Raw genomic sequence first — 26,150 nt, 5'->3', positions numbered from 1 at the left:
TCATCAGCCTTCATAAAAAAGCTCCCACTCGTAATCCTGTTTTCTTGCTGTGATCGTGCGTCGCTTTGGAGAGGATTTGGGTTTCTCTTACCCGGACCTTTGCCATGACGCTATCGCCTTCTTTTCGGTCGCTCGGCCTGACTGCCTTGCTGACCGTTGCCCCCACCTGTTTCGCCAGCACCTGGGTCATCACGGACTCAGCCCATCCTGTTGAGGTAACGCCGGACGTTCGCCTGATTCACCTGGATCGTCTTGATCACCTGGAGGCTGTGCTGTCCGGTCAACTGCCGGCGGATCCTGCCCTGGCGCAGGCCTTCTTTCAGGAAAGCCTCACAACCGAAACCGCAGCCGAAATCAGACAGGCCCACCAGGACGTAGTGGAAGCCTGGAGCCTCGGCGTTACCAAGATGCCGGCCGTTGTCGTGGACCAGCGTTACGTCGTCTACGGCGATCCGAACCTTGAGCGAGCGCTCGCGAAGATCGAGCATTTCAGGAGGACTCAGCCATGAATATTGGCTCGTCGCGTACGCGAGTGAAATCGTGGGTAGTGGTCCTGTTGGCCCTTCCCTACTCCACCCTGAGCCTCGCCCTGGACACCGCCACCATCGTCCCATCGGTGTCGTCTCCGAGTTGCCTGGAGTACCAGGTCGTGGGGGTGTGCTATTGGCTGCGCTGCACGCCCTTCGGCTGTAGCGTCAAGACATCGGCCAAGGTCCGGCATTACGTGCCCGATGCCGTGGTCTCCAGCTATTCCTCCACGGGTGAGAACCCCTGGACGGAAGTCAGGCTCCTAAGCCCGGCCAACCCAACGGCCCAGGGCGGTGGCAGCGGCACCACCAACAACGCGAACGAGAACAACCTCGCGGTCTTCAAGAACGTCGATGTGATCGGTCACCCGGGCATCGCGGCGTTCAATGCCTTTGCCAGTGGGTCGGGTTACACCTGCGCGGGTGCCGGTACACCCTATGTGCCCAACCTGCTCAGCACCCTCGACACCCTCGGCTGGCGCCATGGCATTCCGGAAAGCATCTACCCGCCTTCGCTGATCCCAGGCCTGCGTGAGATCGGCAGCCGGCTTTCCCTGAACTTGTGGGGCAGCGTCTATCCGCGCAGTGGTTTCCTGCACCAGCCTGACGACTACAAGGCCTCTGCCGTGATGGCCCAACGCGCGGGTGACATCGTGACCCGACCGGGCCAATTGCATGTCTACCGGCCGCTTCTGGCGCTACCGAGTCCGGGTTACTGGCCCGCAGGGGAACTGCGTGAATCCGATCCCAGCACGGGCAAGTGGCAGGCGCTGACACCGATGCTCAGCCCCTCTTGTTCGGTCTTTCCTCATCCAGGCCCTCACCTTCAGGCCCAGGACGGCGGTTACGCCTGGTCGCTGTGGCGCCCCTACACCTGCTGCAAGCGAGAGGGTCAGACCTTTCTCGGCAGCACAGGCCCTCAATAACGCCTTTCCCGTCTTTCCATCGTCTCTATACGGAACGGAGCTTCACCCATGACTCGGATGTCAGTGTTTCAACGGCCTTCAGCCGGCCCCTGGCTGGTCCTCTTCACGGCCCTCTCAGGCTTGCCTGCCTTCGCGGCGCCACCCAATTTCAGCAGCACCGGCAGCGTGATCGGTGACGACGTGCTGTACCGCATTGGTGGTGGCAATGCCGTGTCCATGGGACGTGCCGGCAACATGCGCAGTATCGGCGTGGGCGTGGGTTGGAACAGCAACCTCATGTGCGGAAACATGGACCTGTCCACCACCCTGCACAACCAGCTCAATGGGCTCACCGATGGCTTTCAGAGCATCATGGGCAGCTTGATTCAGAACGCCACTGGCGCCGTGGCCTCACTGCCGGCGCTGATCATTCAGCGGGCGGACCCGGCCCTGTACAACCTGCTCACCAACGGCATCCTGCAGGCCCGTCTGGACTTCGATCGCTCCAAGGCCAGTTGCCGCGCCATGGCCGAGCGCATGGTCAACGTGGCCGGCAGTCAGAGCGGTTGGGGCTCACTTGCCGAAGGCCAGGCGCTCAAGGAAGCCATGGGCCAGAACCGCGATGCCGTCGCGGTGACGGCACAGGCCGAGTCAGACAAGGGCAATACCGGCATTCCCTGGGTGGGCGGTGACAAAGCCGGTGGCCGGGGTCAGCCACCGATCCGGGTGGTAAACACCGTCACCAAAGCCGGCTACAACCTCCTCAATGGCCGTGGCGCCACGGAGACGGGAGCCATTGCGCCGGCCGACTGCAACAGCGGCATGCTCTGCGGTGTTTGGCGCTCACCGGATGAAGCCGCCACGTTCGCCAACCGTGTCCTGGGCGAAGTGGAGCAGCAGACCTGCGAAGGCTGCACCAAGAGCAGCACCACCGCAGGCGTGGGCCTAACGCCACTGATTCAAGAAGAGTACGAAAGCAAACTCCAGTCGCTGCAAGCGCTGATTGCCGGTACCCAGCCGCCCAGCCTGGAGAACCTCGCCGCGGCCGGCAGCAGCTCGATGCCCATCACCCGGGGCGTCATCACCGCCTTGCGCGATGAGCCCGACCAGGAGCTGTTGGCCCAGCGCCTGGCGTCAGAGATCGCCGTCACCAGCGTGCTGGAAAAAGCCCTGCTGCTGCAACGCACCCTGCTGGCTGGCAACAAGGAACCCAATGTCGCAGCTAACGAGATCGCCACGGCGGCGGTGAACCAGGAGCGCGAGTCCCTGCAACAGGAGATCACCAACCTGCGGACCGAGCTTGAACTGCGCCGCGCCCTCACCAGCAACTCCCCCGCCGCCATCATCGCCCGCCACACCGAGCGCAAGGACAACTCACGCACTATCTACGAAGGCGACCCGGACACCAACCGGCTCGAAGCGGTGGAGAAGGACGTCAACAACGGCAGAAGGACTCAGCGACCATGAGCGCTCCCTTCTTCTCTCGCTTCAAAGGCTGGAGTGTCTGGGCCCCTATCGCCGTCGCCTTGTTGGTCATTCTCATCGCCGCCGCCTTCAACCTGGGTGGTGTGTATGTAATGCAGGGGTTGCCGGCCTGGCAGGCCTGGAGAGCCCAGACCTACTGGTACTTCTTTGCCTGGCGCATGGGCCTCTACAGCGTCGCCCTGCTGGGGTGGCTCAAGTACCGCGCGCGCCTGCTCAAACGTGAACCGGGCGCGAACCTGCGATGGCGCAAAGCCGAAATCGCGGTCGTGCTGGCCGTAGTTCTGATGGAGCTGTCCCGCGCTTACACCCAGCTAGGAGGCTGACATGACGCTCTACACCAATGACTATTTGGAGTACTACCTGACCCTCGTGGGCTGGCTCGTCGGCAACGGCATCTGGGACGTGCTGATGGACTCCGGGCTCTTCGCCCTGCCAATGTTTGCGATCCTGCTCCAGGAATGGCTCAGGGCCCGCGATGAAGGCGCCGATGAGGGCAACAAAGGTCTGCTGGCCGCCACCCGCATCGAGAACCGCCTCTGGCTGGCCACCGCCGTGATCATGTTTGCCGGCGTGCCCTTCATTGAGCTCAACCTCACAACCCTGCAGTTTGACGACAGCCGCTCACAGCAATGCCAGTACCAGGTGCCGGCCCCAGAGGACACCGGCTGGGGTCGATCCTTCACGTCATTGAACAACCAGAGCGCCCGCGTGCCGGTGTGGTGGTGGTTCGTGCACTCGATGTCCAAGGCGGTGACCGGTGCGGCGGTGGCGGCTATTCCGTGTGGCACGGATCTGCGGCAGATGCGCATGCAGGTCAACACCACCCGGCTGCATGACCCGGTGCTCACGCAAGAGGTCGCCGACTTCACCAACGACTGCTACGGCTACGCCCGGGCCAAACTGTTCATGAGCCGCCCCACCCTGACTGACGAACAGAGCCACGACATCAACTGGATCGGCTCTCGTTACTTCAGTCAGCAATCCGGGTACTACGACACCTACCACTCCAAGACCCCACGGGCCGAGTGGCCCTACGATCCGGTACGGGACATGGGATTGGCCGAGGTCAGCCATGGCGGCGGTTACCCGACTTGCAACCAGTGGTGGGGCGACAGCAATCAGGGCCTGCGGACGCGATTGCTCAGCCAAGTGGACAGCAGCCTGCTCGAGCGCTTTATCCGGTGGGCCAGCTTCATGTCCCAGGAGGAAGTGAACGACGCGATCATTCGACAAGTGGTGTCGCCGAGCAGTCAGCATATGACGCAGGGGCAGATCTACATGGACTATGGCGGTCAGGTGGGCGGCTCTCCCTACAACGATTTGAGCCGAGCCGCAGGTACCATTGGGCTGTCTATGGGAACGCTGGCGTACTTCCCAGCGATGGACGTTGTGCGCCAGGCACTGCCCATGGTGATGGCGGCACTAAAAATGGCGCTGGTGATCTGCATACCGCTGGTGCTGATGTTCAGCACCTACGACCTGAAGGCCGCCGTCACGGTGTCGGTGGTGCAGTTCGCGATGATCTTTGTGGACTTCTGGTTCCAGCTTGCACGCTGGATCGACACCACCATCCTCGACGCTCTCTATGGCTACAACTCTCCCTACTCGAACCTAGACCCGTTGATGGGCTTGCACAACATACAGGCCGACATGCTGCTGAATTATGTGATGGCGGCGTTGTTCATCATTTTGCCGATGTTCTGGATGGGAGCTTTGAGCTTCGCCGGAATCAAGGTTGGTAACTCTATTGACGGGCTCAGGCAAGGTACGAAGGGAGCCGAGGGTTCTGGAGGCGGAGGTGCCGATTCATTAAAGAAAATGGCGACCAAGCCCTAAAAGTGGAGGTTTTCATCAATGGTTAATCGTTGTCAAATCTACCAGGATCAACACGATAGTCATCAATGTAATCACCAAAGCCTGAATGACCGTGCCGCCAACCATCACTATCACCAGTAGGTATCTCTTGATCGGGTGCAATGGCTGCTGCATTCGCAATGGCTAAGGCACCCAACACGAACAGTGCAATCCAAAACGCCAGGTACAAAAGCAGTCCTGCAACGGCCAACTTCACGATCCAACGCACAGACCGCGTTGCCATAGGTGGTATGCCTTTCTTTTTAAACCACCCAACCAGGGTGGTTTCAATCCTGCGACAGGCGCCCTGCAGTCGTCCAAGGCGATAGCCCAGTCGGTAAGCAAATCCTTGGTTCTTCGTCTCGTCCATATTCACCTTCCCTGCATTCATGATTGGGCTTGCTTCAGTGCCTTGAGGGGCCCGCTGCCCCATCAGCTTTGCAGATAGATACGAGACACGCTTGTAGGGGAATTCGTAAAAGCAGCAGGCATTTTTCAGCAGACATGCGCCGTCACTGGAGAGCTCGTGGCGACCTTCAGGCGTGAAGTTGGCGCTGGCCGGACGATGGAAATGATATGAGGCTCTGTGAGCTGTTGAACGAACGCTTCTCTGCGGTGATTTGCCAAGGCCAGCAAGACAACTCGCTTTCCATCGAGTGAAATTTCCTAGAAAATCCTGACCGCTTGTTTGCGCCTGATCTCGCGGCTAGGCTTCTACTCGTCACTGCTCATCAGTGATCGGGTTTAGCAGCCTGTCGTGCACTAATTGCGCAAAGCACCACCCCAAGAGGTTCTCATTCGATCCTCGTCTTTATGGTGGTCGTGCGCAGGGCGTCTTCGGGCGCGCCGGTTTTCCAAGTGCACCGGTCTGCTAACCTGCGTACGGCTGCCACCCTCGTTTAGCAGCGAGGGTGATAGCTACCAATCAAGCACCTGGAGTTATCGAATCATGTTCAAACCCACTCCCAATCCGCCTGCATTCTCCAACGTTGAAACCATCGATCCTCGTATCGCCGACCGGGCTTTGTCTCACTACAACCTCGGTCCGGATGCTGGCTCAAAACCTACCCCTATCACCGTGCTGCGTGATCATCTGAATGAGCCCAACCGTCAGGAAGACGCCCTGGCCAACGTCTACTCGATTCTGCAATCCGCTGCGGCCACCGCCTATGAGCACGCCGACAACCAAACCGGTTCGAATCGCAAGGTGGCGATGGGTGTGGTGCACCTGATTGAGCTGGCGCAACTGAAGATGGATTCAGTCCTCAATGAGCAGGCCGTCAGCGTCACAGGCTGACAACGCCCTGCGTATGAACGGGAAGCCTGGCTTCCCGTTTTGTTGATCATGATTCTGGTCTTCGGTTGCCCGGTAACATTGAGCATCAGTGCCAATCTGATACCGAGACCGAACACACCTACCGCAGTGGCTGCCCGTGTGGTCCTTGGACAGCCCATTGGCGAACCCGTCGGAGTTGACCGCCACAAGTTTGCCTTGATGTGAACAACGCATTCAGGCCTATAATCTGATACTATCAAAATGCCATCATTCAAGGGAAGGAAGGATGAAGACTGCTACTTGGTCCGCCTGGCGAATTTTCGGTACTGGTTTGGTGATAGCCGGCTTATTGACGGGCTGCGGCAGTGGCGGTGTGCGCGATGGGTCTGGGCAACAAATTTCGGACGTCTATGGCACGTTCTCCAAAGGCGAGATCCGCTTGCGATGCGGGCTAAGCTGCGCCGGCGCGGCAGGGTTGAATCGAAATCACTGGGCCGAACTGTACAAACATAAGGCTTGGCGAGACCTCGCGCTAAGCGTGGCCGATGTGAACTTAGAAAGCGACCATGAATACTTTTACCTGGGTCGCGCTGCTGAAGGCCTGGGGTTCTACCAGGCAGCGGATAGGTACTATCGTCTCGCTCGCGCCTCCTCTTACGAGTGCGATAGCTTCACCTGCAAAGACGTCAAAGTAGCTGCGGAAATCGCTCAGGGATTAGCTCGTGTCGCGCCCGTTCTTGCCTCAACAGCTCTGACACCTCCAACTCCAAAAAACGCGCCTGCACCGATGATAAGGCCCGCGCAAACCTTGTTGACGTCGCCGGCCACCTCCGCTCGCCAGGAAGATAGCAGCGAGAGGAAAGTCACGGTGACCCACATGGAGAATGGAAACACCGTCTACTCCGAAGAAATTGACTTCAAGTCCGACCACAAGGGCGATTGGGGTGGCGGTAATGTGTCCCTCACTGCGGCTGGCAGACCAGGCACCATGGGTTATGGATTGCTTATTATGATCGGCTACGTGTCACCCCACAGCTACAGTTACCGCTTCGCGCGAAATGAATACGACCAGTTGTTGGACTACCAGCTAATTTTTGACAAAACCATTTCCTGCAATGGTTCAAAATGTGCGCGCAATGAGGCGGCAAGAATCCCGCTGCCTCGCTCCTACCTCGAAGTGCGAGCGACGACCGGTTTGAAAATCCGCCTGGAGGGAAAAGAAGGAGATCAAGTCATAGAGGTGCCGGCTGCTGCCGTCTCGCACTTCCTGACCTCAGTGCCGTAGCCAGCCACAACTGAACAGGAGGCGCACCTCTTCAACCCGACTCAATGCTCTCGCTACCGTGCAGCGGGTCCTTCTGTAGTGTGCGCAGTTGTTCGGGGGTAAGCGGTCGAAATTGGAGAGCGAAGTCCTGCCGCCGATTTTGCCAGAACAGGTCAACACCGACGATAGGCTGATCGAACAATTGCACAGCCAAGCGGCGCATGACAGAGGCTATGCGATGGAAACTGACTAATCATTAAAGTGCTTATCCATGTGTGAGCTTGAATACCCTAACTGCTGAGACTTCATATAAATGCCCACATCACTTCGAAAAACCTGGCGCCTGCTACGCGGCACCAAAGTTACTACCTACATCCTGTTAATGCTTGGCCCCATGTTTATACGCCCCTTGGCCTTCATTAGACAAGCACACCAGTCCCAGCCTGCGTACGCAAAACTGCCGGGGCTTTGGGGCACTCCATTGGTAGTAGCTGGCGTGTGCGCGGCTGCGGTTCAGTCCATCTACCAGTGGATGTTCTGGCAGGAAATGCACAAGCCCGCTCCTGCAAAGCCCCCCGCCGATTTGTTACTGCAATTGCATAAAACCGAAGGCCAGTGCTTTTGGATAGCATTCGCCCTTACAACCCTGCTGGTATATGCCCTAGCTGGACTACGTTGGGGCTATCACTATGGTGCCATCCTTATGATTCGCAAATGGCGCCCCGAGCTAAGCAAGCCACCGTTGAAATATTTTGTGGTTACCACTGCAGCGTGGGGACTATGGCTGAGCCTTTACATCGCAGGTGTAGTGTATGGCCTGTGGAACTGGAAAGCTCAGGGCGATATTGGTGAGTTTTTCAATACCTATGTTCAAACGCATCAGGTCAGTGCCCTAGTCGTAGTGTTAATTATCGGCGCTGTCATGAGGCTTGCCGGGCGCAATAGCCAACTGGGCATGAAGGCTCTATACGGTGGGTCGAAGTGGCTAAGCCTGTTGGTGGATGTAATTGGTATTGGTGTGATGGTGTTATTGATGCTTTTAGTGACACGACTATAGCTGCCCACTGTACGATTTTGAGCTCATTGAAGCTGCGCACAAAGTGAGTGTCCAAGTTGCCCAGACCGGCTTGCTTGATGGCATGATTGGTACCGTTTTCGCGACGATCAAGGTTGAATCTGAGGCATTTCAATGGGCACCTGATGCGGCCAAAGCGAACCAGCAACCCAAGCGTGTACCGCTGCCGGCGCAGTTTCCTCATGCGCCGATCCACCACGAACCGGACAACAGCCTTTGTCAGTGCGACTGTGCCGTCAAGACCTCACCTCCTTTTTCAGCCCTTGATACCCCAATATCTGTAGGTTATCGTTCAGTCAGCTTGTAAATTTAGAGCACGGCACCTTCACTAAAAACTTTAAAGAGCAGAGCAATGGCTAGCATTACCCTGATGCAACTTCCACCCCCCTCTGACTGGCAAAATTTTGAACGGTTATGCCGAGATCTTTGGGCACTGCTTCTAGAAGACAAAAACACACAGAGAAATGGCCGAAATGGGCAGCCTCAATGCGGTGTTGATGTGTATGGCGTTGACTCGGCAGGCAAGCGATACGGAATACAATGCAAAGGAAAAGATAACTATACCAACGCCACCGTTACCGAGAAAGAGTTAAGGAACGAGGTGGAAAAAGCAAAAAAATTCAAACCTGGAATAGACCACTTTATACTAGCCACAACAGGCCCAAAAGATACAAACCTAGAACGGGTTGCTCGAGAGATAACTGCAACACAAAACGAAACAAACAGCTTTTCTGTTCATTTTTTTGGCTGGACCGACGTAATAGAAAGATTAGAACAATACCCTGAACTAGTAAAAAAATACTATCACCTCCTAATCAATGACAGAGATAAAGCGCATAGATTTTTCAAAGCCTGGAGCAAGCTTGTAAGCTATTCAAAAATGAGCACACATTGCAATTTTCTACCTTCAGGCCAATTTAGCGTACGCTTTTCCAGACCTTACATATTATCATTAGAATCTTACTTCTATAAAATCAACGAAATCCTCAAGGACCCGCACTGGCAGGACCTACCCAGCAATGTAAAAATTGCAATCACCAACTTCAATAGAGTAATAAAAGACTTAATCGCCACATGCTGGCAATATGAAAGCAAGATGGATAACGAAGGAATTGTAACCTACTGGATATCAGCAGATCATCTTGCTTACGAACAACAAGGCAAGTATATCGAATATAGAAAAAATGTTTTAAGAGCAGTCTTCTATCAGACCATATTAGCGGCCAACTATGTCGCCAAAACTGTAAATGCTTGCCTTAGCGACATACAAATTGACTATATTGGCTTCACCGAAGAGTTCCCCTACAACCACCCAATTTTCGGGGACCCACATCCTTCGCCAGAAACCTTCCCAATGTACCCTGAGGATGATGTATTAACTGGAAATTTATACCTTGGCTTAATAGCAACCGATTACCATATCAGAGATCAGATTTACCCACCAAAGCCTCCATGCTTTTAATTTTAAAGTATTATATCCCACTCATAACTCACAGGAACGCTGGCCGCACGCGGTGTTCCTTACCCCACATCTGATTGATCGGGTCCAGCACGATCTGCCCCTTGTGACCTGTCGCATCACGCTGGAATGCTGAACCTACCAGCTCTACCGCCTCACCTACCGGTAAGGGTGCATCATCGCAGCGTATATTTCTCCCTAATACGCTCTGCGCTCTGGCCGCTGGTTACCTCAAACGTCGTGTTACCACTACGTATCGACACCAATGGAGTCAGCAGCAAGACACCCTCCACAACTGGTCCAGCCGCGTGGTGAAGCTGCGGCTCATCATCTCCCGGCGCATGCCCCACTCGGGGTGCAGCGGGACGCTGGCCGCGCGCAGCGTTCCCCTGCCCCATCGTTCGTTGATCTGGTCCAGGACGGTCATCACCTTCGTGGTGTTGGCGGGTTGAGAGGCAGCGAACAGGTCATCGGTGTACTCGCCTCGCTGGCAGAGATTGAGGAGTAGGACCTCGGCTTTGCTGTATCTGAAGCCGGGCCGAAAGAGCTGGTCGAGGGCATCGACCGCCATTCTCGTCAGCAGGCGCACGTCGTCTGTGGGGTACGGCAGATCGATCACCACCCCGTTCGCGTACTTGGCCTCTTCTGGGTTGAACATCCCTGTCCGGATGCTGATCCGGATCTTCTTGCACAAGGAGTGCTGGGCCCTGAGCTTTTCCGAGGCTCGCATCATGTAAGTGGCCACGGCCTCTTTGATCGGCGGCAATGTCTGCAGCCGCTGGCCGAACATCCGGCTGCAGCAGATCTCCTGCTTGGGTGCGTCGGGTTCGTCCAGCTCCAGGCATGGTGTCCCTGCCAACTCACGGGCCGTCTTCTCGATCACCACGCTGAAGTTCTTGCGCAGCATCCAGGGATCAGCCTGTGAGAGCTGCCAAGCAGTTCTGATGTCTATCCCGGCCAGGTGTGCAGTCATCTTCCGGCCGATTCCCCACACATCCGATACATCGCAGGCTTTGAGCAACCTCTCCCGGCGGTTCGGTGCCCGGACATCCAGGACACCGCCCAATTGCGCCTGCCACTTCTTCGCGCCGTGGTTGGCCAGCTTGCTGAGGGTCTTGGTACCGGCGATGCCTACCCCCACCGGAATGCCGGTGCTCCGCAGCACCTGAGCGCGTATGCGGCGCCCCAACTGCTCCAGGTTCTCAGTCATGCCGGTGAGTTCAGCAAACGCCTCATCGATGCTGTAGACCTCCAGCGCGGGCACCATGGACTCAATCACCGTCATGACCCGCTGGCTCATGTCCCCGTACAACGCATAGTTCGAAGAGAACGGTACGATGCCGTGCTGGCGGAGCTTGTCCAGGATCTGAAAATACGGCTCGCCCATCTTGATGTGTGGCTTGGCATCCGCAGAGCGGGCAATCACACAACCGTCGTTGTTGCTCAGCACGACGATGGGCGTATGGGCGAGGTCCGGCCGGAACACTCGCTCACAGCTTGCATAGAAGCTGTTGCAGTCGATCAGCGCGAAGACGGGCTCAGGGCGTTCAATGGCCATGGCTGCGCACACTGAAGGTAATTACCCCCCAGATCGACAGTTCATCGCCTTCCATGACGTAACGGGACGGGTACCTGGGGTTCTCCGACTTCAGGATCACCTCTGGCCCTTGCTTGCACAGCCGCTTGCAGACCGGTTCGTTGTTCAGCAGTGCAACGACGATATGTCCGTGCAGTGGCTCCATAGAGCGGTCCACCACGGCCAGGTCACCATCGAAGATGCCAGCGCCTTGCATGCTGTCCCCTTCAATCGACACCAGGTACACATGGGGCGCTCGTATGTTCAAAAGCTCATCCAGTGAGATCTGTTGTTCGATATGGTCAGAGGCCGGCGACGGGAAACCCGCCGGCACTTTGAAGGAACAGAGGGGCAGCTCGGCACCGCCTTCTGCGAGAGGGCCTAAAATGGTAAAGCTCATGACGCACGACTTCCGAAATACCTGTACGAATATACAGTTAACGTTGTAGGAGCCTTGCGGTCAATTCCATTGAGGGGGATGGCGACAAGCGGAGGTACTCAGCATGTGCGGACGATTTGCCCAGTATCAGGGTATGGCGGACTACCTGCGCGAGCTTGAGGCCGAGCAGGACGTCATCAGTGGCTACGACAATGAGCCCATCGCCCGCTACAACATTGCCCCCACCACTCGCGTACTGATCCTGCACAGCGTTGAAGAAGGCCTGCGGATCGATCCCGTGCACTGGGGCTGGGCGCCCTTCTGGGCCAAGGGCAAACGACCTGATCCGATCAACGCACGGGTCGAAACCGTCACCACTGGGAAATTCTTCAAACAGCTCTGGCCAAGTGGGCGAGCGCTGGTCGTGGCCGACGGTTGGTACGAGTGGGTGAAAGATCCCAATGACCCGAAGAAGAAGCAGCCCTACTTCATTCGCCTGAAGAACCAAGCACCGATGTTCTTCGCGGCACTGGCCCAGGTTCACCCCGGGCTTGAGCCACATGAGGGTGATGGCTTCGTCATCATCACCGCCGCAAGCGACCAGGGCATGGTCGACATCCACGACCGGCGCCCCTTGGTGCTCGCGCCAGAGCATGCCCGGGAATGGATCGACCCTGAACTCTCACCAGCACGGGCAGAGGACATTGCGAAAAACCAGTGCCTGCCCGTCGATGCGTTCGAGTGGTACCCCGTGGGCACAGCTGTAGGGAACGTCAAAAATCAGGGAGCAGAGCTGATACTACCCATAGGGTGATGTGTAAGCGTCTGCGCAACACATCTTGCTCATGTTCAGCGTTTGTCTGGGAGAAGAAAATCTACCTCGTAGATCCCCCGTGCCGCGCGGACGGTGGCAGAACCTAGGCTGTTCACTGTTTCGTTTTCGAAGTCCACTCCCGGATCTACCGGCCAATCACCTGTAAGTCGTTGTAAGAAAAAAACAAACTGACAGTGGCAGCCTCTCAAAAGGTGGCCTATACATGGGCAGGCTGGCAAACAGAAGTGCCAGCGCCTTTCCAATTTGATCGGACAAGGAGTCCGTTTTATGGCTACAGAACTGGACGCGTTGCTCTCAAGTATTCGCGACTGCAAAACCTACGACGCGGTAAAAAATCGCCTCGCTATCATCACAGAAAAAAAGGACGCTGCTACTGACCCTGATGTGGTGCGGGCGCTGCGGGATGCCCAGGTGTATGCACTGGTCTGGGGAGTGTTCACCGCCGCTCTCGACAAGGGTGAGCCCATCGTCGCCTTCGACAAGGCCCGCAAGGCACTCGATGCTGCCGTGAAAGCCAAGGTGGGCAACGAGGCGCTTGAAGCTGCCTACACCGCCTACCAGAAAGCCTATTCCGACTACCGGAAAGGCCAAGTTAGTGACAATGCGCCGCTCATCAATGCCATCAAAGCCGTAACCGATGACGCGGCCAAGGTTGCACCCGGCAAGAACGGTACTGATTCGATTGCCGATGCTGCCGCCGCTGAAATGGCCTCGAGCGATGCCTACAATTACCTCGCAAGCCAAAACTCCATCTATTCTTCCGAAGAACTTGGTGCGGACCCTATGCGGGAGTACTACAACAAGAAGCGGCAGATCAGAAATATCCTCAGCCCCGTCAACACGGCTTGTGCTGCTTATGTCAATGAGTATGTCACCCGTGCTCAGGTGGCGGCCCAACTCAAGCAATCACTCAACCAGTATCTGCTCGTCTGGCGCAAGACGACCACCGGAGGCGGGAATCCGCTGGCCGTACAAGGCATATTGGAAAGTATCGATGAGAAGAACGGGACCTTCGTGCTGAGAAGCACTGTCTATGAAGGTCGGCGCGACACGGCTTCGTTTTCCGATATACAAACCATCGATACCTCACGGACGGGCCCAGGGGCACTATCCAGTGCAATCGCACCCGACTGGAGGAACGTAGACCTGGGGAAATGGGTTCGCTCCGACGAATATTACAAATACAAAAGTGCTTAATGCCTGCATAGCGTAACCCTTCACGACAGCGACTGGAGCTAGCACCCGGTCGCTGTTTCTTCGAAATGCGTAAGTCAGGCCGGCATCCACTGATGCGGTAGCAGTTGCCTGATCTCACTGGCCCGCTGTGTCGTCGGCAACCGCGTCAGCACATCTTTGAGATAAGCATACGGATCATGCCCATTCATGCGCGCCGACTGGATCAAGCTCATGATTGCAGCCGCCCGCTTACCGCTGCGCAGCGACCCGGCAAACAACCAGTTTGAGCGGCCAAGCACCCATGGTCGTATCTGGTTCTCAACCGGGTTGTTTCAGCTTGCGGCCAAAATGGGACGGTCGCATTGCTGCTAAGCTACCGCAATCTCACTATTCAATGGATATCACGTGCCAAGCCATACAAAAAATATCGGTTCAGTATCCAATCGAATTTTACTACTGACGGTCTTAGCTGTATTAGTAGTGCCCATCATTGGATTCTGCATCAGTTCATTTTTGGAACCTAATCCCGATCAAGCATTCGAGCAAGTACAGATGGGCGCAACCCAGCAGCAAGTCGTTGCACTTCTTGGGACGCCAAGTGTCGTTCGAGCTTGCGGCGAAACTCTTTGGTGGGGAAGTGACGCAGACTATCGCGGCAAGAACGATGGCCGTTGCGTTACGGAGGAGCGCTACGAATATTTTTTAAGCGCGTGGGGCATAGGCTATTCTCAAGATGGACACGTCGTGTCCAAGTATCATTATATCTCTGAGTAAGTGATGGTCAGTAACTTCTCGACACGCCTATTAAACATTGTATGTGCGCAGTTTTGATGGCCGCTTCGGGTCGACTGCGGCCTGTCATCAGCCGCTATCGACCCAATGTTCCGCAGTCAGCACGCTGGTCGATGGCAATCTTCATAGAGTTCTCTGTTAGCCCGACGCCAGAGAATCACGATTCTTGAAACACTTACGCTTGGCTTGCATCAGCCTTTGGCAACGGGGCAAGGGTTGAACTGCTCGGAGTATTTGAATTCAGTAAAAAAAGGAATTCTTGTTCCAGGAATCACCCCGCTCACAATTTTTTCTTTATCGCTCAACCTAGAAGATTTCCCCCCGCTCCCGATCAGCAGCGGCTGACCGTTAGCCAATAAATAATCAATCATTTGTCTATGCATCGGCCCATTCCATTTCTTTTGAGCATCTACCGGTAGCAATACAAAGGTATAGTCCATAGTGAACATATTTAGTGCTTCTGCCGCCTCTCTCGATGTGGCTGTATGGCCACAGAGCACATCAGCGGTTTTCAGGACATGTGCGGGAACATATTTGTCGTTCTTATAGAGACTAAGAATCAGCTCCTGTCGGGTGAGCACTGCCAGACCATGCTCTGCATGGCAGACCGCTTCAGTGCCGTACTCCAGCCTGCAAAAACCAGACTCAGATATCGCGACAATGTCATTGGCTGAAACACCCAAGTCCTGCTCTATCTGAGCCCTGGCCTGTGGGGTTTGGTATGGAATGCTGCAGGCAGCAAGTGTGAGGGTGGCAACCAGATAAATCAGCGGTAAAAGACGCATAGATACCCCAGACAATTTAGCGTGATGGTAACACCAATGGGCATAACGCCATCATCCGGGGTAGGCTTTGCTCGCTCTGCTTGGAGCGGAGCGCAGTGTTCGTTGGAGCAAAGAGCCCCTGATCTCTCGGTCACGCTATCGGGGCTTTGAATAACTGTTTCAGGCTTATTCTCTCAGGCAGCTTTGGGTCGCTTCGGGTCCTTCACTTTCGGCCAGAAGCGGACTTCGTGGCAATAACCAAATCATCCTACCTGCCTAGCTGAGGTCACACCCACTCGGCTTCGGCCAGGTGGCCGCCGGCTTTTGCGCCTTCACACTGGCCGACACCGGGATGTTCACGTTCTCAGCCCCGACCTCGGCTTCGAGCTCATTGATGCTTCGAATGTAGGTGTCCAGATTACTCAGCCCAGCCTGATTGGGAATGTACCAACTGATGGCCTGGGTCTCCCCGGCCGCGTTCGTGGTGACGACGGTTTTCCAGAAATAGTCAGGCGTGCGGATGCCATGGGAGGCCACGAAGTAATCGTTAGACGGATCGTTGTACACCACACCGCCGTAGACGTGAACCGTCGCCAGGTCCCGATAGCACTCGGCAACCTCCTCCGCCTGCTTCCAGATACCGCGGTTGAAGGTGCCCACCTGCGGCACGATGTTGGTCATGTAGTTGGCGCGACGAATGTAGGTCTCGTCGTAGTCCATGTGGTTGGAGGTCACGAGGTGCCCCCGGTCCCAACCGCTGACACTGGAGTAAGTCGCCGCACTGGACTGCTGACCACAGCCACTGGGCAGATCCGGGTCTAGGCGAAACGACGAAGGACGCGGCACGGAACCGGTATCGGCGGTCAGCACATACTGATAACGCAACGCTGTGTGGTTCGTGCAGTCGTACGTCAGCACGAAGCCACCCTTGTCGAGCGTGACAATGTTCGACACAGCAGCAGCCCGCATGGGGACTGGTGACCTAAGCGTTTCCTGTGTGGGGCTCTGACAGCCCGAGATGACCAGAAAGGTGAAACACAGCGTGCCCAGGAGTTGATTCGTTCGCATGACATGTCCCTATGACTGAACTGAGGATGGCGCGCTGATTGTAAGCCACGACGAGCTCAAGCCTCTTCCCGTGCCTATTGCGTACTGTTTCAGTGCCCCGGCTTGCTCGGCGGCCAGCTTGGCAAGGACAGTCTCTCCCACCATGATGTTCCGACACACGCTAGCAAATCCTTAAAGCGAGCCCACCAAGACATTCAATCCGGTGCAATATACTCGACAAGCCTCGAGTTATCCTTATATGTATAAACATTATTACCATATTGAGAACTGTTATTTCTATTGAGTGCATGTGCGTAAGCCTGAGTATCCAACGCCCTGGGATCCTCTTCATAATACTCCCCCTTACCCAACCTCCCTTCCAATGTCCTATCAAATCTCAGGCGACACGATTTCGCGGTTTCCTCAAATTTATGCCGAGCAGATGCTATCAACCTAACAGCATATTCTGTACTAGGCGGATCAGTAGCAACATCCCGACTCGCCTTCCCTGGCTTACAATAGATAACCGCACCACCAAAATTTTGCGCTTTGTGGTGACTGTGCTGCCACAAAATAGCCTGAGCTTTTGTATACCAAGGATCAACGACGATTATTTTATTAGAGGCATTCCTCACATCGAAATCGCCAATCGCACAATAAAAATGAACAATGCTTTTAGAGTATATGTAGCTCACCTTCTCAGAGGCGGGGAGATACTCTCGCAGCAATGCATAGGCCAACGATGCATAGTCTTGGCAAACACCTCGCTCCTCTTCGTGTAAAGAAGCCACTACCACCTTTGGCCTATGATTGACTATTTTGTTGGAATACCCACCCCGAATATAGTTATTATCAAATCGAGCCTTATGTTTCTCTTGCAACTCCTGACTGAGCTGCCTTTTCTTATCACCAATCTCGAGAAAGTACTGCTTTGCGATCCCGATTCTCGTATAGGAGTTCAAATCCCCCAACACATCCACATCTAATCTTTCAATCTCCTTGCGCTGATTCAACGGCGTATTGCCCAACACTGCCTTAACCACAGCTATCACAGCGTCTGCAAGTTTGATTTTCTGCAACAACTCCGCATCATCAAGAGTAATTTTCACACCTAACCGCCTGCACAGTTAATGGGAAAAGAAAATATAGACAGCCCCCCAAGAAAATCCAGAGCACATCCTTACGGCCCTGCCCGTGGACGGGGCTACCGCGATTGGATCGATGGGGATGAGTACATTGATGAAGTGCCTGCAGTCCGCCTACCCGGTTGACGTGTCAGTGCACTGATAAGCGATATGGAGTAACTCAAGAGTGACAGCAGTCCCTCCCAGGAACCGCTGCCCTCCAACTCAACGCCCTCCCCTTCATTCCGGCTCATCAGCCTCAGGGACCGGCACAGAGCGCTCCTGTGCCGCCATGACAACGATCTCGACACGATGCGGCAATATCCCCACGCGACTGGCCTGAACCTTCATCGCACGGCATTCGACGCCTTTATCATCCTCCCACTTGTCCATGAGCATTCGCCCTATGACCAGCACCCGCATCCCCTTGCGATAGAGTTCTGAGTATCGCTCAGCGTCCTTGTGCCACACCTCAACACCGGCCCAGTAACCACCTCGATCCTCGTACTCGCCATCGCTTTTCGGAATCGGATTGTCGAAGTACACGTTCAGCCGAAGCAGCCGGTAAGGCTCGTTGTTGCCATTGGGGATCTCCTTGAACTCAGGCTTCGTACCGATGTTGCCCTCACCCCAAAAATTGCTGGACATGGTCAGTTCTCCTCCGTGTCACGGCTGATGTGTTGATCCATTCGCTGACGGTAAACCTGATCAGCCACCTCCACCTTGCAAGCGCACAGGAACGCCTGGCGACTGATGCTGTGGGTCAGGCTGATCTGCATGTTGATCACGATCCGCTGGAGCTCCAGCGCATAGAGATCGGGCACCAGGCTGATGGAGGTAAGCTCATCACGAATCAACTCCGCCCACAGATCCACACCCATCTTGCTGCGATCCACCCGGCTCCAACGCAGGAACACCGTGCCCGCTCCAGTGGACTGTCTCGTCAGTCGAATGGGCAACAACGTGAACGGGTAACGCTCCGCCTGGGTCAGTACGCCCTGAATGGCCAACTCGATCAGACTGCCCGTCAGTTGACTGCACGCATCCCCGAATTCGGCCAGTTCCCCCTTACCCTTAAAAGGCTTTAAAAGCCCTTTAAGGAAGGCTGTGTGTTCCAATGCCTGGAAGGCAGTGTGTTGCAGCGGCTGGAAGGCAGTGTGTTTTTCCCCAGCCCCCGGCTCCATTGGGCGAGAGCCATCCAAAGTGTCTCCTGAAACAGACATGGCATTACCCTCCCAAGCGCTCGGAGCCCATCACTTCGTCTGCCGAACCTACGCTCGGATTCGCCCGACTCTCGCCCGCTGCACCCTCAACCTCGGCCCCGTCCTCAATCTCTGCTTCAACTACCTCCAGCCGCCCCACATCATTCACACGACGCCGAATGATCGCAGGCGCGAATTCACAACGCCGAGTGCCCTCCAGCACATCCGTCGGCAACTCCCCAAACCGCTCCCGGGCTTCACGCGCCGCGGCATTGTTGGCGATGAAATCCTCACGAGTCGTTCCGGAGAGCCTGGACTGTTGAGCCAAACCAAACAGGCTACGCAACACATTCCTGCCCGCATTGATCCAGACGTCCATATCCCGGCGCCCCATCAGCGCCGTGTGGTGAGCCAACCGCAACCGGCGAACGATATTGTCGTAGTCGATCAGCAGATATACCGCCAAAAAGCCCAACTGGGTGTTGATGTGGAGCGGCAACGTGACAGGGTGAACATTGAAATTTTCACCCACACGGATCGCAGTGGGCAGACACCCCATCCGCTCATCCAGCCGATCTCGAATCAGCGTCAACGCATCTTTCGAATGCTCAAGCTTCTCGTGGATACGGATCATCCAGAGATCGGCGTAAGGGTCATCCTGCTCGGCCCCACGCACGATCTTGTTCACCAAGCTGACGAATCCGTTAAGGCTGATGATGCCGCTCTTCCCTTCGCCAGCGGGTCTGCCTAGCCAGATGAGGGCTGCGTGGTGAGTGTGAAGCGTCAGCTCCATGGAACTGCGCAACGGACCGAAAGTGAGTGGAAATGGATTTGACATGAAAAGCTCCTGATAGATTGAGGTCGAGACATCAGTGTCATCAGGAACAGGCGAGGCGTCAGTCAACAAACAGGTTTGCGCATGATCCGTTTTAGCGGGTGAAAACCGAGAAAAATCGCCGAAAAAAATAGGGATGGCACAAGCGAGTCACCTGCTAACCCGACTGAAAATGCAGTAGCGCCCTGCCAGCATGATTCCAGTGGAATCACCTGGAGAACTCCCCTCACAGTTGCTCAGCGCCCTACTTACCTGTGTGAACGGGGACCCACAGCGGTCCCCGAAGTAAAGCCATGGAGAGATCCGCCGGCGATCACACCAGATCTTGTGCGATCCAGCCCTGGATAATGCTCCAGACCATTGCCAGGTTCTGCGTTGGCTCGCGCTCTGTCATCAGCATGGCCACCTCCAGAACAGCGCGCATGTCCCGTAGGTTAGTGCCCTGCTCCTTCGTGAGCTGGACCCAATGCCCCCAGAGAATGGCTTCCTGCTCAGGGCCGATTTTCGGCCAGCGCCCCTTACGACTGGGAATCCCAAGAATGTCGCGCCGAACGGCGGTTTCCTTAGGTGGCAATCCAAAGAGCTCAGTGATCATAGTCGCACTCGCTCCCAAGCCGATCGCGCGCCGGATCATGTCCTCCTCATTCATATTTCTGGCATGGGCCAACAACCGGTGGACGATGGTCCCATCCACGACAACCTTAAACCAGGGGACCGGTGAGTTCACCAAGGCCACCATGCTGTGAGGATCAATCAGGGTTTGCAGGTCCTTCTCTTCAAACCCCATGGCCAGACAGCTACGCAGCTGGCCATTTTTGATGTTGTCCAACACTTGAAAGGCGACTGCAAGATTCAAAGGGAGCACATGTACCTCCACCATTCCATGGTTATCAAATGACCTGATTCACAGGTCGATCTTCCTGTCGTTCAACGAGACGCCGAGCCAAACGTATGACCCGGAACAACTTGATCAGGGCGACATCGCTGAGACGCTCCAGTCTCGATGCTGGCTGATCGTCGAACGGCGAACCGCCCAGTAGTAATTGCCCGAGCTTGACCGCGAATCGGTCGCTGGGCATTTCAAAGGGCAACGCCAGGTTAGCGTTGCCCCTGAGTGGTCCTGGCCTTGAGGCCAGTCCACAACCGTCGCTCAATCCCTCCAAGAAATTGAGGAGAATGTGCGCCTGAGGCGTGAATCCCTCAGGTGTGACAGTGAGCGAGTCAGTGCCCCAGCCCACCAGACGGACACACCGAAAACCGATGCCCTGATCGCTCGCGCAGAAAAATTTAGGCTCCAGCGCCACCTCATCGGCAATGTCCCGCACCAAACCAAAAATCACTTGGCGCAAACCCTCAGGATCATCGACAACACCTTCGAACTCGCCAAGATCCTCCACCCGATTCGGCTCATCCGCTGGTGTGACAACGAACGGTTGGAGCATCGACTCGACACCGGGTACCGCATCAACATCATCACTGACCTGCCGCGGCTCAATCACTTCAGAGAAAGGCATACGTTGCGGTGTGGTCGAGCCTATATGGCTCTGGAGGCCTGTCGGCTGCTCATCTGCCGTGAGCGTGAACGGCAGCCCATCAGAGAGCTCCTGCTCGCCCAAGCGCACAGGCGGAACCGCCTCGCCATCCATCACAGGGTTGCTCGACGCCAGCACCTCTGACGGTCTGGACGCTTGGTCAGTGGCCCGCCCTATCTGTCCGGCCATCAACGGCGGCGGTAACGATGGAGACGTCAGGGAAAGCCCCAGCGCGCGCTGTTGCGGTACCTGACGTTCGGGTTCGAGGAGGTCCAGTTTCAGTGCGTTGTAATCCTGCCCCAGCACCTGCGTCATCTTGTGCAGCAACTCATCCTGAAAACGCTCGAAGCTGAAGTCTCCCTGGTCAAACAGCGCGAGGGTCTCCTGGAACAGAGGACCGTGATCCCTTGCTTGAACCGCTGCCCCCGCGTGCTTCAACCAGGCTCTTTCACTCGAACGCCGCAGCGCGGTCAGCTTTTCGATCTGGGGCTTACCCAAGCCTGCGTACAACGTCTTGGGAATGGCCGGTAGCAAATAGCGCACCGTGTCCTGCATCTTGCTGATGTGGGACTGCGAAACCGGGTAACCATCGGACATGAGGTGTCTGGCCAACTCGCGCTGGGAAAGCTGCGCCTCCAGCTCCTGTTCATAGAGCGCCTTAAGGCGCTCCACACCCAACGCCCGCTCGATAAAGGTCAGCCCACCGCGCAGATCGTTCTCCTTCAGGTGCCCTGCCAGGGCAACGACTTCCCCACGGGCCGGCCACGGGCGAAACAAGCAGTGAAGACGAAAGAACTGCTCGTCTCGGGTTTCCCGCCAGAGCTCTTTGAGAATCGCCAGTCGCGTATTACCGCCATTGCGGGTGATGAAGTGTGCCTCTCCCGGCCGACGGGTTATGGGCGGTGGCGCGTCCAAACCACCACGGAGGATGGAGGCCCGCATCTTGTCATACCGTGGGTTGCGGTTCACCCGAGGGTCGTATTCATAGGCCCGCAGTTCGTCCAACGTCACAACCATCGGGGTGTCGACAACGGGATCAGGTAATCGCGCCGTCATCGCCCTCTCCTTGTCGTCCCTCAACGACCTCGAGAGCCTCTGCCAAGTCCTCAAGATCGGGTTGAGACTCATAGCTGTATCCCTCGAGCTGAACACGCAGTACCTCAACCCCTGCCCACCCTTCCATGCGGCAAGCCAGCTCGTACAGAAAACCACGGCTCTCCAACAACTCTCTGCTGAGCTTGAACAGCACCGTGCAGGTGTCATCAAGCATGTCATCAGCGCTCAAATCCATTTGTGCTTTCTCCCTGTTTTAGCGATCGCCCACAGAGCAGACCGCCCTTCTACTTCGCCTTGAGGCAAGACTGACTCAGCATCCCCACCGACCCCACCGAACTTTCCTCCTGCGAGATCCGAATCCACGTCCGCGGCTTATGAGCACCATCGCGCTCAGCATCGGATCCATTCCGTAGTGGCGCTTTAAATTTGTAGTTCTTTTCCTCTGGGCTTTCTGTCAGCAAAAGCGTCTCATCAAAAGGAAAAAACAGACGCTCGCTGTGAGACGCTCATTTTGGATATCAATCCAATGAAGAAAATGCGCCGCGCTCACTGACGCGAAAAAGCAACACAACACGCGGCCCCAAAAGCGTCTTGCAACCGAGGCCGGCCAACACCTGATACTCGCCGTCAGCTTATGGCTAGGGACTGTGATTCCACAGGAAAACGGGTTACCACCCAAGGCATTCACCCGTCGCCACCCGGGCCCGACTGCATAAGTCAGAACACCCGTCGCGCCTCAAAGCTGACGCTCGATGCGGTGAGACCCAGGCCGTCACAGGCTTGAGACGCGGACGCGCACAGCAATGTTTGTGTAGACCCGCTCATCAGCGTCGATGCCCCACTAGCTGATTCCGAATCCAGCGTTTGTGTGCTCGAAACCGTCAGAGAGCCGCGACTAAGGTTGAGCCCCAACGGCTGAGGCTTGCATAGCATGTTGGCCACCAATATGATGGCAACGGATTCATCCCTCAGATTTCTGCGGGCTTGAATCCACCAAAAAATGGCGCGCTAAGGCCAATCAGCCCACTTACCCTCCTCCAATAGAGTAGAGGGCAGGCAAGGCACCTGGACGTTCTTTACGAGCGTCCTGGAATTAAGAACCTGGCGATAATGCACCATCGTGCCTTATCGCCCAATATAGAACGCAATGCACACCACGGATCCGGTCAGTGTTTGCGTCAGCTCAGAGCTCATAGGGCTCGAAGCGGCCAAGGCCCTTAGGCAGCCCGCGGAGCAAAATTTAATTTTGGCCGTGACCTATGACCACGGACCAAGCCAGGCAGGCTCTCCTCGAGAACTGCTCGGACTTTAGGCTATTTGCCCCCTCATCACGAGGGGCTCAAGCCCATTTTCCAACATACGCGCGGCTACGCCGCAGCGAGGTTGAGAAAAACGTGTGCTCTTCTGTTGAGCGTCTATTGAGGCTCCGTCTGTAGCACGCAAACTAATTCGCACCCATTAGATGGCGCGAAACACTTAGCTCAATTACGTCCAGGGATGGCCGTGCTTGATGCGAGTTCCCAACCCAGGGCTATGCAGCGCTGGAGCTCCGGGAGCGCTAATCAACTACACAGCACTATGGACCGCCGATGCGCTCCAAATGTGCCCGTGCCCGATGTGAGGGTTCGGAACCAACATGGCTGAAACGCGCCTCCTGACAGTTGCTCACGCAGGAGAGCCGAATGAGCGCATACCGTACACCCGAATGGCTGAAAAAAATTGTCCGTCGACTCGTGAAGATGATCATTCGCGAGCTGATGCAATGGTTGTGGGACATGCTGATTGAGCTGTTCGAGGACTAAACAAGGCGGCCCGCTTACGCGGGCCACCTTTTTTACAGGCGATAAAAAAGGCGCCATGGGCGCCTTGGTTTGGTTCATTGAGTGATCAGAGTGAATGTTTCGAATTCTGATCAATCGATGAGCGCAAGCAACCGCGGCACCCTGAGCGAGGTCCGTGATGGTGATGGCGATTGCTTGGAATAAATCGAGTCATAGCCAATCCTTGCACAATCGTGGGAGCGCTTACAAGCCGCCGCCTCTTTTACGGATGGCAGACCGGCGACGGGCACCACTGAACGCGTTTTCACACAACCTGGGCCGGCCGCACCGTTGGTAACAGACCGCCGTCGAGCCAAAACTACCTGTTGTGCTGGCCCGATTAGTTGAATTGGCGCTCGTGTGCAGCGACGAGTTCAGGAAACAACTCACCATACACAGCATGCGGAACACCAAGAATATTGACCTCAATGCAAGGAAACGTGAGTTCCTCGGTGTAATCCAGAATGCCCACGCCAACGCACGGAATGGCATTGCCTGTTCGGGTCTGAACAGAGAGGTTTAAAGCGGATTGATCGCTATGATTGGTTCGGCATTCGCTCTGTATGCCCACGTATCCATCAGTAGGCTCGAATACGCCGAATGCGACGCCCATGGGAGGGTCGCCAGACTCTAGAGCTGAGTAGCCCACCAAAACCGAGCCGCTATAGATACTGAATCGCATCATGAAATCGCCTGTTTTTACGTGATGTGTTTCGTCAGCAACGGTGCTGCCTTTGCCCATTACTACTGGTCGCACCGACAGCAATCAGCCAAAAGCAGACTGTAGCGTACAAAGCCCGGTCAAGCCCTTCGCGCCAATACTCCAATTACTGAAATACGTTTGGCTCGTTGGAATGATGTAGGTATGGTAAGCCGAAATTCAGGAGGTCGTTGATGGAAGCTGATCCGCTATGCCTTGTATTTATACCTGCCCTTGTAGCCGTTCTCCGCACTGCTGAAGAGCGAAAAGGTTCACCGCTTACTGAAGCTGAGGTCTGCAGTATTCGAGACCAAGCCGTTTGCATCACCCTACCATTCAGCGTTGCGCTCGACATGGAAAGGGAACGTGGCTATCCGGATATTGCACCTGAAAACTGCTGGAGTGAATGGAAAAAAAGCAAAGGTAGTTGATCTAAGCCCCGGTCCCCAGAGCACCACCCAACTGCGCCTACCATTTCTCCGCGCGTGGTTGGTGAGCTAACACGGCAATGCTCCCCCTACTCCTGAGCACCTGGCAACGTAGACGGCGTCCCAGCCCCCCGCCCAGAAACCACCTCCTCCTCGAACTCCTCCTTGGTGCAACCCGCTCGGCTCCACGGCAAGAAATCGATACCCGCCACAGTGGATTACCAGGTCAACCAAACGGGCAACAACGTAAACGGATATCGCTCGACTCGAGCAAGCCCCCCTGCATCGCCAGCTCAATCAGCTCCCCCTTACCCTTAAAGGCCTTTTAGGGAAGGCAGTGTGTTCCAGTGCACGGAAGGCAATCTGTTGCAGCGTCTGGAAGGCTTCGTGTTTGGAGCTCGCACCTGAGGTTATCGAACCGGCACCGGCGTCATGACCTGATGATGTGAACATCGCATCCCCCTCCAGGACCTCAAGCATCAATTCCCCAGGCATTGAAATTGAGGCAGCGCAGGAAACTCTGCGTTTGTAACAACTGTCCTCGCCCCAGGTTACTGAACAAACTCACCCAATCGAGCCCGTGCGCTCGGAATGATCTCCTCCAGCAACTCAAGCGGCACTCCCTGCATGAACAAGGTCACTTCGAACTTGAGCTTCTGATCATTTCGAAACACCTCAAAGACCATATCGTTCCCTTTCCAGCATTCGATTGCCAGGCCGTCGTGCCGTGGAGTGACGCTCGATGCAATTTCAAAACGATATTCAACGCCATCAATAACCACGCAGCTAACTCCTTTTCAACCAGCGGGTTATGCGAATTTACATACTGGAAATCACCAATGCAAATCGACAAGAACAACAGCCCGACCCGTCTTTGGAAACAAGGACAAGCTGATGGGTATGGCGGGCTCAACCCGTCAACGCAACGTATACTTTCATCCGTTGGTTGGAGCTAAGCAAGAATTGCGCAGCATCTCAAACAACGCTTGATATGCCTGAAATTATTTCTCATGGACGGAAATCCTGCCGCTAACGGATT

Annotated in this window: 29 protein-coding genes and 1 pseudogene; 14 read left to right on the top strand and 16 right to left on the bottom strand. The window is 55.7% G+C overall.

Going from position 1 to position 26,150, the window contains the following annotated elements:
• Positions 1 to 10: 10 nt before the first annotated feature.
• Complete coding sequence (locus tag NUH87_RS28545) at positions 11 to 190, bottom strand: hypothetical protein (RefSeq protein ID WP_338527069.1); 180 nt, start codon at positions 188 to 190, stop codon at positions 11 to 13.
• Between NUH87_RS28545 and NUH87_RS28540 the strand changes: the two genes are divergently transcribed.
• The 5 genes from NUH87_RS28540 to NUH87_RS28520 are packed head-to-tail and all read left to right on the top strand — an operon-like array spanning position 105 to position 4,753.
• Entirely contained in the window at positions 105 to 509 is a 405-nt protein-coding gene (locus NUH87_RS28540; RefSeq protein WP_338523627.1) for a TIGR03757 family integrating conjugative element protein, read from the top strand. The two genes, NUH87_RS28545 and NUH87_RS28540, sit on opposite strands and share 86 nt — an antisense overlap.
• Positions 506 to 1,453 (top strand): TIGR03756 family integrating conjugative element protein, encoded by a 948-nt coding sequence (locus tag NUH87_RS28535; protein WP_338523626.1) that lies wholly within the window; start codon positions 506 to 508, stop codon positions 1,451 to 1,453. The genes NUH87_RS28540 and NUH87_RS28535 overlap by 4 nt, the downstream gene beginning before the upstream one ends.
• A gap of 48 nt (positions 1,454 to 1,501) precedes the next feature.
• Entirely contained in the window at positions 1,502 to 2,899 is a 1,398-nt protein-coding gene (locus NUH87_RS28530) for an integrating conjugative element protein (protein ID WP_338523625.1), read from the top strand.
• A complete protein-coding gene (locus NUH87_RS28525; protein WP_338523624.1) occupies positions 2,896 to 3,240 on the top strand; it encodes a hypothetical protein in 345 nt (114 codons plus the stop codon). Before NUH87_RS28530 ends, NUH87_RS28525 begins: the two co-directional genes overlap by 4 nt.
• Before the next feature lies 1 nt (position 3,241).
• Positions 3,242 to 4,753: a conjugal transfer protein TraG N-terminal domain-containing protein gene (locus tag NUH87_RS28520; protein WP_338523623.1), complete on the top strand. Its 1,512-nt coding sequence runs from the start codon at positions 3,242 to 3,244 to the stop codon at positions 4,751 to 4,753.
• 22 nt (positions 4,754 to 4,775) lie between these two features.
• On the opposite strand, the gene NUH87_RS28515 is transcribed toward NUH87_RS28520, so the two are convergent.
• Positions 4,776 to 5,141 carry a DUF3742 family protein gene (locus NUH87_RS28515; RefSeq protein ID WP_338523622.1) on the bottom strand — a complete coding sequence of 122 codons (366 nt, stop codon included), beginning with the start codon at positions 5,139 to 5,141 and terminating at the stop codon, positions 4,776 to 4,778.
• 579 nt (positions 5,142 to 5,720) lie between these two features.
• On the opposite strand from NUH87_RS28515, the gene NUH87_RS28510 reads away from it, so the two are divergent.
• The 5 genes from NUH87_RS28510 to NUH87_RS28490 all read left to right on the top strand — a co-directional run bounded on the left by NUH87_RS28510 (position 5,721) and on the right by NUH87_RS28490 (position 9,848).
• Positions 5,721 to 6,068 (top strand): DUF6124 family protein, encoded by a 348-nt coding sequence (locus NUH87_RS28510; RefSeq protein WP_338523621.1) that lies wholly within the window; start codon positions 5,721 to 5,723, stop codon positions 6,066 to 6,068.
• Positions 6,069 to 6,333: 265 nt separating this feature from the next.
• Positions 6,334 to 7,332, top strand: coding sequence for a hypothetical protein (locus NUH87_RS28505; protein ID WP_338523620.1), 999 nt, complete (start codon positions 6,334 to 6,336; stop codon positions 7,330 to 7,332).
• Positions 7,333 to 7,624: 292 nt separating this feature from the next.
• Positions 7,625 to 8,368: a hypothetical protein gene (locus NUH87_RS28500; protein WP_338523619.1), complete on the top strand. Its 744-nt coding sequence runs from the start codon at positions 7,625 to 7,627 to the stop codon at positions 8,366 to 8,368.
• A gap of 43 nt (positions 8,369 to 8,411) precedes the next feature.
• The gene (locus NUH87_RS28495; RefSeq protein WP_422393890.1) at positions 8,412 to 8,693 is read left to right on the top strand and encodes a hypothetical protein; all 282 of its coding nucleotides are present in this window, start codon (positions 8,412 to 8,414) and stop codon (positions 8,691 to 8,693) included.
• Positions 8,694 to 8,738: 45 nt separating this feature from the next.
• Positions 8,739 to 9,848: a hypothetical protein gene (locus NUH87_RS28490; protein WP_338523618.1), complete on the top strand. Its 1,110-nt coding sequence runs from the start codon at positions 8,739 to 8,741 to the stop codon at positions 9,846 to 9,848.
• A 268-nt stretch (positions 9,849 to 10,116) separates the two neighbouring features.
• On the opposite strand, the gene umuC is transcribed toward NUH87_RS28490, so the two are convergent.
• Positions 10,117 to 11,403 carry a translesion error-prone DNA polymerase V subunit UmuC gene (umuC, locus tag NUH87_RS28485; protein WP_422393889.1) on the bottom strand — a complete coding sequence of 429 codons (1,287 nt, stop codon included), beginning with the start codon at positions 11,401 to 11,403 and terminating at the stop codon, positions 10,117 to 10,119.
• The gene (locus NUH87_RS28480; protein ID WP_338523617.1) at positions 11,393 to 11,821 is read right to left on the bottom strand and encodes a translesion error-prone DNA polymerase V autoproteolytic subunit; all 429 of its coding nucleotides are present in this window, start codon (positions 11,819 to 11,821) and stop codon (positions 11,393 to 11,395) included. The genes umuC and NUH87_RS28480 overlap by 11 nt, the downstream gene beginning before the upstream one ends.
• 103 nt (positions 11,822 to 11,924) lie before the next feature.
• Here NUH87_RS28480 and NUH87_RS28475 point away from each other — a divergent pair, with 103 nt between their 5' ends.
• Together NUH87_RS28475 and NUH87_RS28470 are read left to right on the top strand one after the other, a co-directional pair.
• Entirely contained in the window at positions 11,925 to 12,614 is a 690-nt protein-coding gene (locus NUH87_RS28475; RefSeq protein WP_338523616.1) for an SOS response-associated peptidase family protein, read from the top strand.
• A gap of 288 nt (positions 12,615 to 12,902) precedes the next feature.
• Positions 12,903 to 13,832 (top strand): hypothetical protein, encoded by a 930-nt coding sequence (locus NUH87_RS28470; protein WP_338523615.1) that lies wholly within the window; start codon positions 12,903 to 12,905, stop codon positions 13,830 to 13,832.
• A gap of 74 nt (positions 13,833 to 13,906) precedes the next feature.
• On the opposite strand, the pseudogene NUH87_RS28465 reads toward NUH87_RS28470, so the two are convergent.
• Positions 13,907 to 14,143, bottom strand: a pseudogene (locus NUH87_RS28465) (transposase domain-containing protein); the annotation flags it as partial.
• A 73-nt stretch (positions 14,144 to 14,216) separates the two neighbouring features.
• On the opposite strand from NUH87_RS28465, the gene bamE reads away from it, so the two are divergent.
• Positions 14,217 to 14,585 (top strand): outer membrane protein assembly factor BamE domain-containing protein, encoded by a 369-nt coding sequence (gene bamE / locus NUH87_RS28460; protein ID WP_338523614.1) that lies wholly within the window; start codon positions 14,217 to 14,219, stop codon positions 14,583 to 14,585.
• Positions 14,586 to 14,794: 209 nt separating this feature from the next.
• Here bamE and NUH87_RS28455 read toward each other — a convergent pair whose 3' ends face one another.
• The 10 genes from NUH87_RS28455 to NUH87_RS28410 form a co-directional block, all read right to left on the bottom strand.
• On the bottom strand, positions 14,795 to 15,388 hold the full coding sequence (locus NUH87_RS28455; RefSeq protein ID WP_338523613.1) for a hypothetical protein: 594 nt from the start codon (positions 15,386 to 15,388) through the stop codon (positions 14,795 to 14,797).
• A gap of 255 nt (positions 15,389 to 15,643) precedes the next feature.
• Complete coding sequence (locus NUH87_RS28450) at positions 15,644 to 16,336, bottom strand: DNA/RNA non-specific endonuclease (RefSeq protein ID WP_338526990.1); 693 nt, start codon at positions 16,334 to 16,336, stop codon at positions 15,644 to 15,646.
• Between the two features lie 293 nt (positions 16,337 to 16,629).
• Positions 16,630 to 17,523, bottom strand: coding sequence for a hypothetical protein (locus NUH87_RS28445; protein WP_338523612.1), 894 nt, complete (start codon positions 17,521 to 17,523; stop codon positions 16,630 to 16,632).
• 255 nt (positions 17,524 to 17,778) lie between these two features.
• Complete coding sequence (locus NUH87_RS28440; protein ID WP_338523611.1) at positions 17,779 to 18,186, bottom strand: single-stranded DNA-binding protein; 408 nt, start codon at positions 18,184 to 18,186, stop codon at positions 17,779 to 17,781.
• 2 nt (positions 18,187 to 18,188) lie between these two features.
• A complete protein-coding gene (locus NUH87_RS28435; protein WP_338523610.1) occupies positions 18,189 to 18,761 on the bottom strand; it encodes a DUF3158 family protein in 573 nt (190 codons plus the stop codon).
• Positions 18,762 to 18,765: 4 nt separating this feature from the next.
• A complete protein-coding gene (locus tag NUH87_RS28430) occupies positions 18,766 to 19,578 on the bottom strand; it encodes a PFL_4669 family integrating conjugative element protein (RefSeq protein WP_338523609.1) in 813 nt (270 codons plus the stop codon).
• 310 nt (positions 19,579 to 19,888) lie between these two features.
• Positions 19,889 to 20,440 carry a DUF2857 domain-containing protein gene (locus tag NUH87_RS28425; protein WP_338523608.1) on the bottom strand — a complete coding sequence of 184 codons (552 nt, stop codon included), beginning with the start codon at positions 20,438 to 20,440 and terminating at the stop codon, positions 19,889 to 19,891.
• 25 nt (positions 20,441 to 20,465) lie between these two features.
• A complete protein-coding gene (locus NUH87_RS28420; protein ID WP_338523607.1) occupies positions 20,466 to 22,163 on the bottom strand; it encodes a ParB family protein in 1,698 nt (565 codons plus the stop codon).
• Positions 22,144 to 22,398, bottom strand: a complete 255-nt coding sequence (locus NUH87_RS28415) for a hypothetical protein (RefSeq protein WP_338523606.1) — start codon at positions 22,396 to 22,398, stop codon at positions 22,144 to 22,146. The genes NUH87_RS28420 and NUH87_RS28415 overlap by 20 nt, the downstream gene beginning before the upstream one ends.
• Positions 22,399 to 24,323: 1,925 nt before the next feature.
• Complete coding sequence (locus NUH87_RS28410; protein ID WP_338523605.1) at positions 24,324 to 24,725, bottom strand: hypothetical protein; 402 nt, start codon at positions 24,723 to 24,725, stop codon at positions 24,324 to 24,326.
• A gap of 152 nt (positions 24,726 to 24,877) precedes the next feature.
• Here NUH87_RS28410 and NUH87_RS28405 point away from each other — a divergent pair, with 152 nt between their 5' ends.
• Positions 24,878 to 25,114: a hypothetical protein gene (locus NUH87_RS28405; RefSeq protein ID WP_338523604.1), complete on the top strand. Its 237-nt coding sequence runs from the start codon at positions 24,878 to 24,880 to the stop codon at positions 25,112 to 25,114.
• Between the two features lie 548 nt (positions 25,115 to 25,662).
• Here NUH87_RS28405 and NUH87_RS28400 read toward each other — a convergent pair.
• The gene (locus tag NUH87_RS28400; protein ID WP_338523603.1) at positions 25,663 to 25,893 is read right to left on the bottom strand and encodes a hypothetical protein; all 231 of its coding nucleotides are present in this window, start codon (positions 25,891 to 25,893) and stop codon (positions 25,663 to 25,665) included.
• Positions 25,894 to 26,150: the final 257 nt, after the last annotated feature.

The organism is Pseudomonas batumici (genome assembly GCF_036585405.1).
Classification (GTDB): Bacteria; Pseudomonadota; Gammaproteobacteria; order Pseudomonadales; family Pseudomonadaceae; genus Aquipseudomonas; species Aquipseudomonas batumici.
The sequence above is the reverse complement of the archived record's forward strand: the minus strand, read 5'-3'. Positions and strand labels throughout refer to the sequence as shown.